Annotated in this window: 23 protein-coding genes; 19 read left to right on the forward strand and 4 right to left on the reverse strand. The window is 64.2% G+C overall.

Features of this window, described 5'->3' with window-relative positions; translation table 11 throughout:
* Nucleotides 1-68: 68 nt before the first annotated feature.
* The 6 genes from V0R62_RS09070 (at nt 69) to V0R62_RS09095 (ending at nt 5,522) form a co-directional block, all read left to right on the forward strand.
* Nucleotides 69-1,148: an extracellular solute-binding protein gene (locus tag V0R62_RS09070; protein WP_330103482.1), complete on the forward strand. Its 1,080-nt coding sequence runs from the start codon at nt 69-71 to the stop codon at nt 1,146-1,148.
* Nucleotides 1,149-1,171: 23 nt separating this feature from the next.
* A complete protein-coding gene (gene speB, locus V0R62_RS09075; RefSeq protein ID WP_330103483.1) occupies nt 1,172-2,137 on the forward strand; it encodes an agmatinase in 966 nt (321 codons plus the stop codon).
* A gap of 132 nt (nt 2,138-2,269) precedes the next feature.
* Nucleotides 2,270-2,590: a hypothetical protein gene (locus V0R62_RS09080; protein WP_186735038.1), complete on the forward strand. Its 321-nt coding sequence runs from the start codon at nt 2,270-2,272 to the stop codon at nt 2,588-2,590.
* A 21-nt stretch (nt 2,591-2,611) separates the two neighbouring features.
* Entirely contained in the window at nt 2,612-3,760 is a 1,149-nt protein-coding gene (locus tag V0R62_RS09085) for a PQQ-dependent sugar dehydrogenase (protein WP_330103484.1), read from the forward strand.
* A 65-nt stretch (nt 3,761-3,825) separates the two neighbouring features.
* A complete protein-coding gene (gene zapE, locus V0R62_RS09090) occupies nt 3,826-4,926 on the forward strand; it encodes a cell division protein ZapE (protein ID WP_330103485.1) in 1,101 nt (366 codons plus the stop codon).
* An 11-nt stretch (nt 4,927-4,937) separates the two neighbouring features.
* A complete protein-coding gene (locus tag V0R62_RS09095) occupies nt 4,938-5,522 on the forward strand; it encodes a DinB family protein (protein ID WP_330103486.1) in 585 nt (194 codons plus the stop codon).
* 7 nt (nt 5,523-5,529) lie between these two features.
* Here the strand turns inward: V0R62_RS09095 and V0R62_RS09100 are convergent, their stop codons facing one another.
* Entirely contained in the window at nt 5,530-5,898 is a 369-nt protein-coding gene (locus V0R62_RS09100) for a CesT family type III secretion system chaperone (protein ID WP_330103487.1), read from the reverse strand.
* 308 nt (nt 5,899-6,206) lie between these two features.
* Here V0R62_RS09100 and V0R62_RS09105 point away from each other — a divergent pair, with 308 nt between their 5' ends.
* Genes V0R62_RS09105 through V0R62_RS09165 form a run of 13 tightly spaced genes read left to right on the forward strand, consistent with a single transcriptional unit; the run spans nt 6,207 to nt 13,344 of the window.
* Nucleotides 6,207-6,980: a helix-turn-helix transcriptional regulator gene (locus V0R62_RS09105; RefSeq protein ID WP_408005646.1), complete on the forward strand. Its 774-nt coding sequence runs from the start codon at nt 6,207-6,209 to the stop codon at nt 6,978-6,980.
* A 34-nt stretch (nt 6,981-7,014) separates the two neighbouring features.
* Nucleotides 7,015-7,437, forward strand: coding sequence for a CesT family type III secretion system chaperone (locus tag V0R62_RS09110; protein WP_330103489.1), 423 nt, complete (start codon nt 7,015-7,017; stop codon nt 7,435-7,437).
* Entirely contained in the window at nt 7,434-8,945 is a 1,512-nt protein-coding gene (gene sctC / locus V0R62_RS09115) for a type III secretion system outer membrane ring subunit SctC (protein WP_330103490.1), read from the forward strand. The genes V0R62_RS09110 and sctC overlap by 4 nt, the downstream gene beginning before the upstream one ends.
* Nucleotide 8,946: 1 nt before the next feature.
* Complete coding sequence (locus V0R62_RS09120) at nt 8,947-9,849, forward strand: FHA domain-containing protein (protein ID WP_330103491.1); 903 nt, start codon at nt 8,947-8,949, stop codon at nt 9,847-9,849.
* Nucleotides 9,839-10,036 (forward strand): EscE/YscE/SsaE family type III secretion system needle protein co-chaperone, encoded by a 198-nt coding sequence (locus V0R62_RS09125; RefSeq protein ID WP_330103492.1) that lies wholly within the window; start codon nt 9,839-9,841, stop codon nt 10,034-10,036. The genes V0R62_RS09120 and V0R62_RS09125 overlap by 11 nt, the downstream gene beginning before the upstream one ends.
* Before the next feature lies 1 nt (nt 10,037).
* Complete coding sequence (locus tag V0R62_RS09130; RefSeq protein WP_050704906.1) at nt 10,038-10,298, forward strand: EscF/YscF/HrpA family type III secretion system needle major subunit; 261 nt, start codon at nt 10,038-10,040, stop codon at nt 10,296-10,298.
* A gap of 2 nt (nt 10,299-10,300) precedes the next feature.
* On the forward strand, nt 10,301-10,651 hold the full coding sequence (locus tag V0R62_RS09135) for a YscG family type III secretion system chaperone (RefSeq protein WP_186714755.1): 351 nt from the start codon (nt 10,301-10,303) through the stop codon (nt 10,649-10,651).
* Nucleotides 10,648-10,869, forward strand: a complete 222-nt coding sequence (locus V0R62_RS09140; RefSeq protein ID WP_330103493.1) for a hypothetical protein — start codon at nt 10,648-10,650, stop codon at nt 10,867-10,869. Before V0R62_RS09135 ends, V0R62_RS09140 begins: the two co-directional genes overlap by 4 nt.
* Complete coding sequence (gene sctI / locus V0R62_RS09145; protein WP_186714753.1) at nt 10,866-11,204, forward strand: type III secretion system inner rod subunit SctI; 339 nt, start codon at nt 10,866-10,868, stop codon at nt 11,202-11,204. The genes V0R62_RS09140 and sctI overlap by 4 nt, the downstream gene beginning before the upstream one ends.
* 28 nt (nt 11,205-11,232) lie before the next feature.
* Nucleotides 11,233-11,946: a type III secretion system inner membrane ring lipoprotein SctJ gene (gene sctJ, locus V0R62_RS09150; RefSeq protein ID WP_330103494.1), complete on the forward strand. Its 714-nt coding sequence runs from the start codon at nt 11,233-11,235 to the stop codon at nt 11,944-11,946.
* A complete protein-coding gene (locus V0R62_RS09155) occupies nt 11,943-12,557 on the forward strand; it encodes a SctK family type III secretion system sorting platform protein (protein WP_330103495.1) in 615 nt (204 codons plus the stop codon). The genes sctJ and V0R62_RS09155 overlap by 4 nt, the downstream gene beginning before the upstream one ends.
* A gap of 14 nt (nt 12,558-12,571) precedes the next feature.
* Nucleotides 12,572-13,171 carry an HrpE/YscL family type III secretion apparatus protein gene (locus V0R62_RS09160; RefSeq protein ID WP_330103496.1) on the forward strand — a complete coding sequence of 200 codons (600 nt, stop codon included), beginning with the start codon at nt 12,572-12,574 and terminating at the stop codon, nt 13,169-13,171.
* Nucleotides 13,168-13,344, forward strand: a complete 177-nt coding sequence (locus V0R62_RS09165) for a hypothetical protein (protein WP_330103497.1) — start codon at nt 13,168-13,170, stop codon at nt 13,342-13,344. The genes V0R62_RS09160 and V0R62_RS09165 overlap by 4 nt, the downstream gene beginning before the upstream one ends.
* 107 nt (nt 13,345-13,451) lie before the next feature.
* Here V0R62_RS09165 and sctU read toward each other — a convergent pair whose 3' ends face one another.
* The 3 genes from sctU to sctS are packed head-to-tail and all read right to left on the reverse strand — an operon-like array spanning nt 13,452 to nt 15,546.
* Nucleotides 13,452-14,498 (reverse strand): type III secretion system export apparatus subunit SctU, encoded by a 1,047-nt coding sequence (gene sctU, locus V0R62_RS09170; protein ID WP_330103498.1) that lies wholly within the window; start codon nt 14,496-14,498, stop codon nt 13,452-13,454.
* Nucleotides 14,495-15,283, reverse strand: a complete 789-nt coding sequence (sctT, locus tag V0R62_RS09175) for a type III secretion system export apparatus subunit SctT (protein WP_330103499.1) — start codon at nt 15,281-15,283, stop codon at nt 14,495-14,497. The genes sctU and sctT overlap by 4 nt, the downstream gene beginning before the upstream one ends.
* Nucleotides 15,280-15,546 carry a type III secretion system export apparatus subunit SctS gene (gene sctS / locus V0R62_RS09180; RefSeq protein ID WP_198744788.1) on the reverse strand — a complete coding sequence of 89 codons (267 nt, stop codon included), beginning with the start codon at nt 15,544-15,546 and terminating at the stop codon, nt 15,280-15,282. Before sctS ends, sctT begins: the two co-directional genes overlap by 4 nt.
* Between the last annotated feature and the right edge of the window lies 1 nt (nt 15,547).

Below are 15,547 nucleotides of genomic sequence, written 5' to 3' on the forward strand. Positions count from 1 at the left end.
TTGCCATTTTTACAATGTAACCCGGCAGGCATGCTGGCGGCATCCACCCCCAAGCCGAGGTGAACGCCATGCGTCGAACGTTGTGCCTGCTTTCATTGTTGATCGCCCTGCCGCTGCAGGCCGAGGAGAAGGTCGTCAACCTGTACAGCTGGGCCGACTATGTCGCCCCGCAAACCCTGGCGCGGTTCGAGCAGGAGACCGGTTACAAGGTCCGCTACGACACCTTCGACACCACCGAGGTGCTGGAGACCAAACTGCTCACCGGCGGCAGTGGCTACGACGTGGTGGTGCCGTCGGCCACGGTGCTGGCCCGTGCGCTCAAGGCCGGCGCCCTGCAGCCGCTCGATACCCAGGCGATGCCCGGCTACACCAACCTAGACCCCGATCTGCTTGCCAAGCTGGCCGAGGCCGACCCCGGCAACCGCCATGCCGTGCCGTACACCTGGGGCACGCTGGGGCTGGGGGTGAATGTCGAGGCCGTGCGCCAGCGCCTCGGTGACGTGCCGCTGGACAGCCTCGACCTGCTGTTCAAGCCCGAATACGCCAGCCGCCTGAAGGACTGCGGGATCGCCATGCCGGACTCGCCCCAGGAGGTGATCGGCCTGACCCTCAACTACCTGGGCAAGGACCCGTACAGCCAGAGCAAGGCCGACCTGGACGCCGCCCAGGCGTTGTTGCAGCAGTTGCAGCCGTCGATCAGCTACGTGGCCAACGGTCGCCAGATCAACGACCTGGCCAACGGCAGCGTGTGCCTTGCGCTGACCTACAACGGCGACGCGGCCATGGCCGCCGACCAGGCCCGTCGCGCCGGCAAGCCGTTCGAGCTGATCTACCGCATCCCCCGCGAGGGCACTCTGGTCTGGCAGGACAACCTGGTGATTCCCAAGGACGCGCCGCACCCCGAGGCGGCCCGCGCCTTCATCGCCTTCATGCTGCGCCCCGAATCGGTGGCGGCGCTGACCAACACGCTGTTCTTCGCCAACGCCAACCAGGCCGCCACGCCGCTGGTGGACGCGGCGATCCGCAACGACCCGGATATCTACCCGTCGGCCGAGGTGCGCCAGCGCCTGTTCGCCGACCGCAGCATGGCGCTGTCCGACCTGCGCCAGCGCAACCGCCTGTGGACCGCCTTCCGCAGCCGCCAGTGAACAACAACGACAGGAGACAGACCGTGGATCTCGCCCAGGACAACGACCAGGCCATGACCCGTGACAGCCTCTACGGCACCGCCGCCGAGAGCACCTATGCCGGTATCACCAGTTTTTCCCGGCGCCGCTACAGCCGCGACCTGCGCGGTGTCGACGTGGTAGTCAGCGGCGTGCCGTTCGACACCGCCACCAGCAACCGTCCCGGCGCGCGCTTCGGCCCGCGGGCGATCCGCGCCGCCTCGGTGCAGCAGGCCTGGGCCCGGCACTGGCCCTGGACGTTCGACCCGTTCGACCACCTGGCGGTGATCGACTACGGCGATTGCGCCTTCGACAGCGGCACGCCCGCGTCGGTGCCGGACAGCATCGAGGCGCACGCCGAGCACATCCTCGAGGCCGGTTGCGCCATGCTCACCCTGGGGGGCGACCACTTCATCAGCTATCCGCTGCTCAAGGCCCATGCCCGCCGGCATGGCCCGCTGGCGCTGGTCCACTTCGACGCCCACAGCGACACCTGGCCAGACGAGGAGGGCAAGCGCATCGACCACGGCACCATGTTCTGGCACGCGGCGCGCGAAGGCCTGGTGGATCCGGCGCACTCGGTGCAGATCGGCCTGCGCACCACCAATGACGACAGCCAGGGGTTCGCCATTCTTGATGCCCGCCAGGTGCATCGCCAGGGCACCGAGGCGATCATCGCGGCGATCCGCCAGCGGGTGGGGGACCGACCGGTGTACCTGACCTTCGATATCGACTGCCTGGACCCGGCCTTCGCGCCCGGCACCGGCACGCCGGTATGCGGCGGGCTGAGCACGGTGCAGGCGCTGGAGATCCTAGGCGGCTTGCGCGGGATCAACCTGGTGGGCATGGACCTGGTGGAGGTGGCGCCGGCCTATGACCATGCCGACATCACCGCGCTGGCCGGGGCGACGCTGGCGATGGAGATGCTGTGCCTGTATGCGGCGCGGCACAAGGTGGATAAAGCCGGCTGACACCGGGGCTGCATGGCAGCCCCAGGGGGCCATACTGAAACATCAGGACCCATATTCATCCTTTTGCGTCGAACCCTGCGCGCTTTAGGCTATCCAACCCTGGAGCGCGCCTTTTCGTACCGGAGGTGAAGCATGAACCCCACCCTGCCAATCCTGGGCCTTGGCCTGTTGCTGGCCATGCCGCTCCAGGCTGCGCCGCTGCCGGCGCCGTTGCTCGCTGCCAACGACAGCAACAATCCGTACAACAGCCCGATCATGCGTGCCAACCCCAACAGCCGCCAGGGCAGCGTACCCGCCACGCCGCCAGTGCGCGGCCCGTCCACGCAGCCCAACCCGCGCCCGCCAACCCTCGACAACCGGGGTATCGGCAATGGCGACAACCTGCGCCGCGAGCAGCAGACCCCGAACCTGGAACCCACCCGGCCACCACGCGATTCGCTGCGCGTGCCGTGAGCCCTATCGAAGGAATCGAGCATGACGCCACGCACCTGGTTGACCACCCTGGCCGCCGCCGGCCTGTTTCCGCTGTTGGCCCAGGCGGCCGCCGAGCAGCAATTTCCCAGTGAAGAGGGGCAACTGACCGTCAGCACCGTCGCCGACGGCCTGCGCAATCCCTGGGCCCTGGCCTTCCTGCCGGGTGGCAAGGACATGCTGGTGAGCGAACGCCCCGGCAATCTGCGCATCGTCAGCGCCGAGGGCAAGGTCGGCCCGCCATTGTCCGGCGTGCCCAAGGTGTGGGCCGAAGGGCAGGGTGGCCTGCTCGACGTGGTGCTGTCGCCTGACTTCGCCAAGGACCGAACGGTCTATCTGTCATTCGCCGAGGAAGGCCCCGACGGCAAGGCGGGGACTGCGGTTGGCCGTGGCCAGTTGTCCCAGGACCGGGTCCGTCTGGAGAACTTTACGGTGATTTTCCGCCAGCAGCCCAAGCTCTCCGAAGGCAATCATTTCGGTTCGCGGTTGGTGTTCGACCGCGACGGATACCTGTTCATCGCCCTGGGCGAGAACAACCAGCGGCCCACCGCCCAGGACCTGGACAAGTTGCAGGGCAAGATCGTGCGCATCCTGCCCGATGGCGAGGTACCCAAGGACAACCCCTTCGTCGGCCGCGACAATGTGCGTCCGGAAATCTGGTCATTCGGCCATCGCAACCAGCAGGGCGCGGCGTTGAACCCCTGGACCGGCCAGCTGTGGACCCACGAGCACGGCCCCCGTGGCGGCGACGAGATCAACATTCCGCGGCCCGGCAAGAACTACGGTTGGCCGATCGCCACCAATGGCATCAATTACTCGATGCTGCCGATCCCGGAAGCCAAGGGCAAGCACGTCGAGGGCATGGTCGACCCGCACCATGTGTGGGAGAAGTCGCCGGGTATCAGCGGCATGGCGTTCTACGACAGCCCGACGTTCAAGGCGTGGGAGCACAACCTGTTCATTGGCGCGTTGGCGACCCAGGAGTTGATTCGTTTGCAGCTCGATGGTGACAAGATCGTGCATGAAGAACGCCTGTTGGGCGATCTCAAGGCGCGGATCCGTGATGTGCGGGTGGGGCCGGATGGTTATGTGTATGTGCTGACCGATGCCAAGGACGGGGCTTTGTTAAAGGTGGGATTGAAGGACGGTTGATGCCTATCGCGGGGCTAGCCCGCTCCCACGCACTAGAGGGGCGAAAGTGTCGTACCATGGCCGGCATGACGCCAGAATCCCTCTACCAGCAAGCGCTCAGCGAACGCGGTTTCTTTCCTGACCCGGCCCAGGCGGCCGCCGTTACGGCATTGCAGGCCTGTTTCGACACCCTGGCCCAGGGCATGCCGACCCAGGGCCTGTACCTCTGGGGCCCGGTCGGCCGCGGCAAGACCTGGTTGATGGACCTGTTCCACCGTTCATTAAAGCTTTCGGCCCGGCGCCAGCACTTCCACCACTTCATGGCCTGGGTCCACCAGCGCCTGTTCCAGCTCAACGGTACCGCCGACCCGCTCAAGGCCCTGGCCCGGGAGTTGGCCGGCGAGATCCGCGTGCTGTGTTTCGACGAGCTGTTCGTCAGCGATATCGGTGATGCGATCATCCTCGGCCGGTTGTTCCAGGTGCTGTTCGACCAGGGGGTAGTGGTGGTCGCGACCTCCAACCAGCCTCCTGACCAGTTGTACCGCGACGGCTTCAACCGCGAGCGTTTCCTGCCGGCCATCGCAGCCATCGAGCGGCATATGCGCGTGCTGTCGGTGGCCGGAGAGCAGGACCATCGCCTGCACCCGGGGGCGCAGCTGCAGCGCTACTGGGTGGCACCTCCGGGCGGTGGCGGGGCGCTGGCGGCTGTGTTCGACCAGTTGAGCCCGGATGACCTCGGTAGCGCGCAGGCCGTTCAGATTGGTTCGCGCCACGTGCAGGTGGTGCGCCACAGCGACCGGGCGCTCTGGTGCCGATTTGCCGATCTGTGCGAGCAGCCCTTGGCCGCCATGGACTTCATGGCGCTGTGCGACCGTTACCCGGCCATTTTGCTGAGTGATGTACCGGCCCTGGGCGGCGTGCAGCAGGCCGGGCGTATCGCCCGTGGGACGGAAGATGGCGCGGCCCGTGTCGAGGCCGGAGACCGCGAACTGCCGACCCTGGCGCCCAAGGATGACAGCGTGCGGCGTTTCATCGCGCTGGTCGACGAGTGCTACGACCGTCGAGTCGCGTTGTACCTGGAGGCCGAGGTCCCGCTGGAAGCGCTCTACACTCAAGGGTATCTGGCGTTCCCGTACCAACGGACCCTGAGCCGGCTACGGGAGATGCAACTGCAACGCTTCGCCTGAAGGAGCCGACCATGGAGCCGCTGTCGCATCATCTGTTGACCCAGGCCTACAACAATGGCTGGGCCAACCACCGCCTGTACAAGGCTTGCCTGCAACTGACCCAGGACGAGTTCGTCGCCCCTCGTTGCAGCTTCTTTCCCTCGATCAAGGCCACCCTCAACCACCTGTTGACGGTGGACTGGTTCTACCTCGATGCGCTGGAGTGCGAGCAGCGCGGTGAAGCGCCCGATCCTGACGGCGAGCGCTTCTTTGTGCCTGAGCAACCCTTTGCCACGTGCACTGACCTGCAAGCCCAGCAGGTTCAGGCCGATCAGCGGCTGATCACCTATTGCCGGCAGTTGCGTGATGACCAGCTCGGACGTTATGTCAGCATCGTGCGGCCAGAGCGGATGCAGCATGAGCCGCGCCTGCGCTTGCTGTCGCACCTGTTCGAGCACCAGATCCATCACCGCGGCCAGGTACATGCGATGCTCAGCGACACGTCGGTCAGGCCTCCGCAGTTGGATGAGTTCTTCTGCGAGGAGGAGGCGTCGCTGCGCGCCGAGGACTTTGCCGCCCTGGGCTGGAGCGAGGCGCAGATCTGGGCGCAGCGCTGAACGCGGCTCAAGGCGTTTCGCTGTCGGCCAGGTCGTGGGCGGCCTGAACCAGTTGTTCCAGCTGGTGATGCACCATGGCGCGGTCCATTTGGACCAGGGGCTGGCGGTTCCACAGCACGTGCATGCCCGTAAGCGGATCGACCCCGAGCATGGGCTTGCAGAGGTCCTGGCAGAACAGGTTCTGCTGGCCCCAGCACACGCCATCGGTGGCGGGTAGTTCGATGAACATCAGCAACTGGTCGGCAGGGTGCTCGGTCACGTTGCACACATGGGGGCCTACCCGCAGGCTGATCACGGGCTCGAAGGCCACAGGGGGTTCCAGTTTCAAGGCCGCGTACAGCTGGGTCAGTGCATAGTCATAGTTCGTGCCTGGCATGGCGAATTCTCGTTGGATGGGGCCGCCACGGTAACGACCATGCTGTTTGCCCGACTATCGGAAGCTGTCGTCATTTTTTAGCTGCAGGCTGTCGCTCACTTTCTGCCGCGCACCAGGTCCAGCGAACTTCCTACAAGTGATGGCGAAATGCCTCTGCCCATGCCAGGACAATCCCTGCGTTCAAGCATGGGAGGGCATCGTAGCCTATGGCCATGTCTACATCAGTTGAGCTTCGACGTGGTGTGTAAAGAGGCCTACGGGAAGTACGGCCTGGTGCGAGAGGGATTTCTCCAGTTGAGGACTGGTGTGTGCAAGGGCGGCAGTTGGATGTTGTTGGGGCGGGTTTTGCGTCCCAGGGGCAGGAAGGCTTCTACGCGATCATGGCAGGCGAGCTGGCCGTGCGCGAAAAAGACAATGTCATCGATTTACAGGCCGGCGAACTGCTGTTCGTCAAGCGCGGCACCTACCTGGTGGCGACCCGATGGCAGGCGTGCCAAGTCCTGTGGCTGCCGCTGGATGTGAATTTCGTGCAGGCGTTCATGCAGCGTCACGGCCAGGAGTTGAGCCACCTCGAGCGCTGCGGCGAACCCTGTGTGAACACCCTGCGACTTCATCCCTGCACCTTGGCGCAGGAATGCGTGACCCGCCTGGCGGCGCTCGAAGGCGAGGGTACCTCGTCGATGCTGGCGATGCTGCGCCTGGAGGAGCTGCTGTTGCTGCTGGTGTTCGGAGCGCAAGGTCGGACGCTGCTGGCGGCCCTGCGCCAACAGGGCAATCGCCATGTCGATCGGCTGCACGCCTTCATGGAGCAGCACTACCTGCGCGAGTGGCGCCTGGACCAGTACGCCGAGGCCTTCGGGTTGGGCCTGACGGCGTTCAAGAGCCTGTTCTGCTCCTTCTACAACTGCTCGCCGCGGGCCTGGATCACCGAGCGCAGGATTGTCCATGCGCATCATCTGCTGCTGAACACGCGCATGAGCATTGTCGACATCGCCATGGAAAGCGGCTTTTCCAGCCAGTCGTATTTCAGCCAGAGCTACCGCCGGCGTTTCGGCTGTACGCCCAGCGATGCCCGTCGCTAGACGCCATCCCTTACCCCGCATGGACAAGACCTGCATGAACAGACTTTCAACGCAGTTGGCCCATCGCCTGGGCATGGCGCACTGGCTGGCCGATCACGCTGGCGGCTACCACCTGTGCATCGATGGCCATGGCCTGCGGCTTGAACCGCGAGGCGTACAGCTGATGGTACGCAGTTCGCTATCGTCAGTGGTTGGGCAAGGTGCCGGTCTCGATCAGCAGGCCCTGCGGCGCCTGTTGGGCATGGTCACGGCGTGGGCCGCGCATTGCCCGCAGCGGCTGGCGCTGACGCCTGAGGGAGAGCTGATGCTCGAAGCTTGGGTAGATACTTCGTCGGGGGATGTGGACATCCTCGAATATGTGCTTGGGGTGCAGGTCGCCCTGCTGAATCGTCTGTGTGAGCAACGTTTCGGTCCAGTACCTGTGATTGCCAGGGGGGCCAGCGTATGGCTGCCATGAGATCGCTTGCCACCGGTTTGGCAGCCCTGCTGGCCAGTCTTGTCGCCCAGGGCGAGCCGCTGGACTGGTCGGAAGAACCGTTCCACTACATCGCCCAGGGCGAGAGCCTGCGTGACGTGCTGACCAATTTTGCCGCCAGCTATCAAGGTTCGGTGGTGGTCAGCGACAAGGTCAGGGACCAGGTCAGCGCCACCTTCGAGCAACCGGACCCGCAGGCGTTTCTCGAGCAGGTCGCGGTGCTCTACAACCTGGCCTGGTACTACGACGGCGCGGTGCTGCATGTCGATAAGTCGAGCGAAGTGCAGACCCGGCTGATCCACCTGGACAAGGTGCGCGAGCCACAACTGCGCGCCGCGCTCCAGGAGGGTGGTGGCTGGACCTCGCGCTTTGCCTGGCGTGCTGCGGCAGGTGGGCGGCTGGTGTATGCCTCGGGGCCACCGCGTTACCTGGATCGGGTCGAGCAGACCGTCAAGGCCCTGGAGCAGCAGGCGAGCCTGCAGGATGAACTGGGTGGCAGCCTGAGCGTCGAGGTGATCCCGCTCCGGCATGCGGTGGCCGTGGACCGCGAGATCGACTATCGCGACCAGAAGGTGGCGGTGCCCGGTGTGGCCTCGCTCCTTTCCCGGGTGTTGGCCGACGCCAATGTAGTGGCGGTCGACGGCCAGTCCGTGGGAGAGGGCGCGCCCGTGCGTGCCGGTCGGGCCGTGGTCCAGGCCGAACCGTCGCTCAATGCCATCATCGTGCGTGATCACGCCGAGCGCCTGCCCATGTACCGACGCCTGGTCATGGCGCTGGACCGGCCGGCAGCGCGGATCGAAGTAGGTCTGACGATCCTCGATATCAACGCCGAACACCTGGATGAGCTTGGCGTGGAATGGCAGTTCGGAATCGGCAAGCATCAACTGATGGACATCCGGACCCAAGCGGGATTATCGCAAACCACGTTGTCCGGCAGTCTGGTCGATAGTCGCGGCTTGAACCGGCTACTGGCCAAGGTGACCCTGATGCAGGGCGAGGGCCATGCCCAGGTGGTGTCGCGACCGACCTTGCTGACCCAGGAAAACACCCTGGCGGTGATCGATCATAGCGAAACCTACTATGTGCGGGTGATGGGCGAGCGGGTGGCCGAGCTCAAGGCCATTACCTACGGCACCTTGCTGAAGATGACGCCGCGCCTGATCCGCAGCACGGATCGGCCGGAAATCAGCCTGAGCCTGCATATCGAGGACGGCAGCCAGAAGCCCAACAGCACTGGGCCCGATGGCATTCCCACCATCAGCCGCACGGTTGTCGACACGCTGGCCCGGGTCGATGTTGGACAAAGCCTGATGATCGGCGGCATCCATCGCGATGAGACGAGCGAAAGCATCCGCAAGGTCCCGTTGCTGGGTGACATTCCCTTCGTGGGCACCTTGTTCCGCTATCAGTCGAGCAACACCCGGCGTTCGGTGCGGCTGTTCCTGATCGAGCCGAGGCTGATTGACCCCGAGCTTGGCGAGCGTGCCTGACATGACCTGGAAACTGAGGGTCTACAGCGGTTTGAATGCCGGCGCCGAGGTGTCCCTGATGCCTGGGCGGGTGGTCATCGGCACCGATCCGACCCAGGCCGACCTGGTCCTGGTAGATACGGGCATTGCCGCCATTCACCTGGTGCTGATGGTCGAGGCCGGTGGCGTACGCCTGCTGGAGTGGGGTTCGAGCGAAGCACCCACCCAGGATGGACGGGAGGTGGCAGCGCAGGCCGAACTACAGGCATTGGCGACTCAATGTTGCGGTCCGTTGCAGTGGGCCTTCTGCAATCAAGACGACATGTTCGCCGAGTGGCCTCCCGCGCAGCGTCCTCGGTCAGGCTTGCGCTACGGCTGGTTCATGGTGCCGGGTGCCGGGTTGCTTTTGCTGCTCGTGCTGCTCACTAGATTGTTGATTGCCGACGCTGAGGCACAGGACACGCCAACGGCGGTGGTAGCGCCCGTCGAGCGACCGTCCCAGCCCCAGGAGCAAGCCCGGACGCGGCTGGCGCAACTGCTGCGCGAATGGCGCCTGGAGGACACCTTGAGCGTGACCGACCAGGGACACACCCTGGTGCTGCACGGAGCGCTGCGCGAGCGCCAGGTTCAGGACTACCAGAACCTGCAGCGACAGTACCGCGAGGCATTCGGCGACCACCCATCATTGCGCTTGGTCGACGAGGGCAGGGCACCTGCACCCGCGAAACTCGACTTTCCTGTTCGAGGCGTCTCACTGGGGCGGTTGCCCTACGTGACGCTGAGCGATAACCGCCGTTACCCAGTGGGAGCTCTGATGCCCTCCGGCATTCGCATTCTGGCGATCGATCGGCAGGCGATCACGCTGAGCAAGGGCGGCCGGAACTACCTGATCAACCTGAAAGAGAGACCGGCAGATGATGGATGAACTCATGCGGGAGGTGCGTGATCCGCGTAAGCAGGCGCGAATGTTCTCGGTGCTGGAGCACGCACGGCAGGCCTGTGCCAGGCAGTTGTCGGAGCCGCTGCCACCTTCCGAGTTCCAGGTATTGCACCAACAACTGGCGGCTCTTGAAGCTGCCTTGAAAATACTCGAGAAACTGGAGGAACACTGAAATGACGAACATCAGCAGCGGCTTCTACGACGGCACCAGCAACACCATGGACATGGTCCACGAGGGCATGGTCAAGCAGGCGCAACAAGCCAACAAGGCGGTGCTCGACGCCCTGCAGAAGCTCAACGAGAAAAGTGACGACCCCGCATTGCTGGCCGACATGCGCCACCGTTCGAACATCTGGTCGAACGTGTTCCAGGTCGATGCGACCCTTGGCCAGACCTTCAAGAACACCATCAGCAGCATTTTGCAGAAGTTCTGAGCATGAACCATTCCGTGAACAATCTGCTGGCCCGCCTGGGCCTGCTGGGTGTCGAGCATCGTCACCATGAAGAGGCGCTGTCGATTGCGCACTGGCTGGCTCGTGAGCCGGCGACGATGGAGGCCGCTTGTGCGATACGCATTGCCAGCCTGATGGGACAGGGGCAATGCGAGGAGGCGTTGGCGGAGGGCAACCAGGCGCCCTGGCCGTCCCTGGGGCCATGGCTGGCACTGTGCGAGCGTCAGTTGGGCTACATGGCCGCGCTGGAACGGCGGCTTGAACGCATGACACAGAGCCAGGACCCTGATCTGGTCAGGTTCGCCGAGGGCATGCGCGCCCAGGTGGTGGCATGAATCCGCTGACCTCGATGCTGGTGTCCGCCACGCAAGACGCACTGACCCCGTTGCCCGCCCACGCCGCCCAACACGCCGCCCAATTCCAGGCAAGCCTGGTTGAACATCAGCACCGCGAGCAGGCGTCCTTGGCACTGACGCAACAAATGAACCTGCAGGTACTCGCCATGGCGATGGACCTTCTGAATGACTCCTTCACGGTAGAGGGCGAAGCATGAGTGGCATTGCCGAGGTATCCCTGATGGTCACCGATCTGCAATCCCTGTCGGCACCGGCTGTCGATGCCCGGCAGGTGGCCGAGTTCGAGCAGGCGTTGTCCGCTGCTGCCACTAGCCTTGAGGGCGGGCTGTTGCATCAGCTCGGGCAGATCAGCCAGCAACATGCACAGGCCAGGCAGGGCGCGCACGCCAACCTGGTCTCTGGCACAGGCGATCCCGTGGCGCTGATGGATGCTCATTGGGCGCTGATCCGCAGCAACCTGCAGGTGGAGTTGATCGCCAAGGGTGTGGGGCGCACCACGCAGAACATCGAAACCCTCATGAAAGCCCAGTAGGTGCCCTGTGAAAAGATCATGGCAGTGCATGCTGCTTCTGTTGGTGCTGGCACTGGGCGGCTGCCGGGTCGAGCTTTACCTCGGCCTCGGCCAGCGCGAGGCCAACGAGATGCTCGCGGTGCTGGACACCGAGGGCATCGCAGCGGTGAAGTCCCAGGACAAGGACGGCAAGGTGAAGATCCTGATCGACGAGGCCGATATCGGCCATGCGGTGGCGGCGCTCAAGCGCCAGGGCTACCCGCGGGAGATGTTCTCCACGGTCAATGACGTGTTTCCCCGGGACAGCCTGATCTCCTCGCCGTTGGAGGAACTGGCGCGGCTGACCTATGTGAAGTCCCAGGAGCTGTCGCGGACCCTGTCGGAGATCGATGGCGTGCTGGTGGCGCGGGTGCATGTGGTGTTGCCGGAACCCCGTGACGGCCTGCGTCCGCAAGCCGGCGCGGCGTCGGCGTCGATCTTCATCAAGCACGCGGCGGATGCGGCGCTGGACCTTTACATCGGGCAGATGAAGCAGCTGTTGAGCAACAGTATCGAAGGCCTGGACTACGAGCGGATCAGTGTGGTGCTGGTGCCGTCGAACCAGGCGCGTCAACCGCTGGCGGGCCTGCGCCATGTCACGCTGTTGTCGGTCCAGGTTCTGGAAGGCTCGCGCTGGCGCCTAGTGGCGCTGCTGGGCGTGCTGCTCGGGCTGCTGGTACTGAGCAACCTGGCGCAGTACCTGTGGTGGCGTCAGAGAGCATGACCGAGTTCCAGTTTCGCTATTGCCCGGCGCACTACCTGCACTCGACCCATTGTCCCGAAGTGCTGGATCAGATGGTTCAGGCCTTGCCGTACTGGCGGGAGAGTCGCGAGGTCAACGGCTGGCTGATGTCGGTGCTGGAGCTGTGCGAGCCGTTCGACCTGCCAGAACGGCTCGGTAGTCTGGCCCTGTTTTCACAGCCGGCGTTGGAGCGGGTATTGGCCAGTTTGGGTGGCCTGCTGCATGGCCAGGCCATCCGACAAGTACTCGACCGATCAGGTCAGGCGCGGTTGCAAGTGGCACTCGACCCACAGGGCCTGCGCTATTGCCTGGAAAAGTGGCGTCTCGTCATCGGCCCTTGGCCTGTGGGCTGGCAACAGGCGCTGCCAGCCGGTGACCTGGACGCGTACCTGCCCGGATGTGGCCTGGCGTTCTGGCTGCAGGCATGCGGCGAGGTCGATTCGGGGTTCGCTCGGCGTCTGAACCTGCGCCTGCCCGGCGTGACCTTAGTGCCGACTTGGCCGATGGACGATGAACTACGCGGCCTGGCCCGCACCCTTTGCCTGAAGGTAGCCCGAGACAGGAGCCCGGAATGTTGCCATTTATTGAATTGAAAGAGGCCCGGCCCATGATCGACCCGAGCCTGAACGTAGTGCGCAGCGCTGACTATCAGCAGTACCTCGATGCCAGCGTACTGACCGAAAACGCCCGTCAGCGTGCCCGGGACATCGATGCCCGGGCCGATGCGGTGCTCGATGAGCATCAGCGGCTTGGGCGGGAGATCGGGTTGGAAATGGCCGCCGTCGAACAGGCGGCGTTGCTGCATGGAGCACGCGTGCGCTGCGACGCCTTCTATCGCCAGGTCGACCGGCAGATGAGCGAGGTGGTGCGCCAGGCCGTGTGCAAGGTGCTGGGGGAATATCCTGATATCGAGCTGACATTGGCCGCGACCCGTCAGGCGCTGGCGCAGGTTCAGCCACGGGAAGCGTTGTTGCTGCACGTGGGGCCCGATCAGTTGCCTGAGGTTCGCCAGCGTTTGCATGAAGTGCTCGCACTGTATCCCGAGGTCGGGCCGGTCGAGGTATGCGCCGATGCCAGGCTTGCGCGAGGCGGCTGTCGCCTGGAGACCGCAGGCTGTGTGATCGATGCCAGTATCGACGGGCAGTTGGCCGCGTTGCAGCGGGCGCTGACGCAACGGCACCTTGATGATGAGGCTGGAACGCCATGAATGAAGCCGTGTTGGCCGCAGCCAAGCGGGCGATCCGTGATGATCAGGAGCGCGATGCGTTGCTCCAGGTGTTCTGGACACAGCTTCGCCAGCCTGCAGGAAATCCGGCGAGAGAGGGCGCAGATACCTTACTTGTGCGCCGACCATTGCCGCAGCGGGGAATTCTGGTCTAGCGATCCCCAATTGTGATTCAAAAAGAACGCGTGGGAGCGGGTGATATTGCAACGCATGCTCCATGCGCGACAGCGCAGCCATAGGAGCTTGGCAATCTCTTGTAGACCTATGCAATCTCCTCCTGCGCCTGCAACCAGCGAATCACCTCGGCGACCGGCTGGATCAAGTCGCCTGGAATGTACTGCTCCACCAAGCTATCCGCGAACAGCGCCCGGGCCAGGGGAATACGTTCGAGCACCGGTATCCGCTCTTCCTCGGCGATGCGCCGGACCAGCAGGGCTTGCTCGTCGGTGTACTTGAGGGTAACCAGCGGCAGCGGCGTTTCCCCGGCCCTGTAGCGCAGCCCTACGGCAATATGGGTTGGGTTGGCGACAATGACCGAGGAGCGCCTGACATCCGCGCGCAGTGTGCCACTCTGCATTTCGCGATGGCGTTTGCGGCGCTCGCGCTTGAGCTCGGGGGCGCCCTCCATCTCCTTGTGTTCACGCTTGACCTCTTCCTTGCTCATGCGCAATTGCTTGAGCTGCTGCCAGCGCTCCAGGCCATAGTCGGCTGCCGAGATCGCCAGGAAGCCCACGGCGCAGACCCCGATCAGCTGGCCCATCAGGTTGCCCAGCAACGGCAGGACGCATTCGATGCCGCATGACGACACCCGCAGCAGCGTGCGCAGGTGATCGCTGAGCAGACCAAGCACCAGCGCGCCGAGCAGCAGCACCTTGAGCGACGATTTGAGAAAGTCGAGCAGGTTCCTGACCGAGAAGATCCGCTTCGCACCCTCCAGTGGGCTGACTTTCTTCAGGTCGGGTGCCAACGACTGGCCGCTGAACACGTAGCCGGTCTGCAGCAGGTTGCCGGCGATGGCGGCGAGTACCGCTGTCAGCAGGAACGGCAGGGTGAGCCATAGCAACTCATGCAGCAGTTGCTCCAGCATCAGCTCCAGCGCCTGGCGAAAGGGCAGGTGGAGCAAGGGCGCGGGCAGCAGCATCAGCTCACCAAGATGCCCGAGAAAGTAATCGGGAAATGCCATGGGCAAAGCAACCAGGCTCAGGATCAGCACCGTGGAGACCAGTTCCTTGCTTTTGGCCACCTGACCGTTACTGCGTGCATCGCGCAGTTTCGCTCGTGTGGGCTGTTCGGTTTTTTCGGTGCTCATGGATGCTCCAGCAACGGACCGAGCAGACGTACCTTGGCCAGCGCGATGAACACTTGATCTTCGGCCAATGTCATCAGCAGCAACAGGTACGGTACCAACAGCGCGCTGCAGACCAGGCTCTTGATCGGCATGGAGAGGATGAACACGTTCAGCGACGGCGCGAAGCGGCTGACCAGGGCCAGGCCGAATTCGGCAAGGAACATGGCGATCAGCAACGGCGCGGCGAACAGTGCGCACAGGGTCAGCAGGTAGTCGCACTGGGCGAGGAAGAAGGTGTTCCATTGGCTGCCGATGTGCGGGTAGAAGCTTGCCAGCGGCCAGCTGGCATAACTGCCCAGCAGCGCCCCCAGCAGCCCCAGGAAGGCGCCGCCGGTAAAGAACAGGGTAACGAGTGTCTGCGCCAACAAGGCACCAGTGGGGCTGGTCTGGCTACCCAGCAGCGGGTTGAGGGTGGACGCCAGGGTGGCGCCGCGCTGGTTGTCGATGAGAAAACCGCAGGCCTCCAGGGCCCAGAACGGGATGACCACCACGAAGCCCAGCAGCAGGCCGAGCAGCACTTCCTTGCCGATCAGCAGGCCCAACTGCAACCCGTCCAGTTCGGCGGGCAGGGTGTCGGCTACGCAGGGGTAGATGAACAGGGCCAGCGAACAAGCCACGCCATTGCGCACCAGCGCACCACCCAGCACCTGCTTGCCGAGGATCGGCAGCAGGACAAAGCAGCCGAACAACCGGGGCAGGATCAGGCTGAAGCTCAGCAACATCTGTTCAAGCGCCTGGACCGTCATCGCACCGAGGGAATCCGGTTGAGCACCAGATCGGTGTAGCGGTATAGCTCGCTGCCCATCCAGTCGGCGGTGACGAACAGGGTTACTACCACCGCCACCAGCTTGGCGACAAAACCCAGGGTCTGTTCTTGCACCTGCGTCAACGCCTGTACCAAGGAAACCAGGGTACCGACCAGCGCGGCCATCAGCACCGTCGGCAGTGACAGGACCAGCACAAGCCACAGCGACTGGCTGGCGAAGTGCAGGACTTCGGTACTGCCCATG

This window comes from Pseudomonas carassii, assembly GCF_036324045.1.
GTDB lineage: Bacteria > Pseudomonadota > Gammaproteobacteria > Pseudomonadales > Pseudomonadaceae > Aquipseudomonas > Aquipseudomonas peradeniyensis.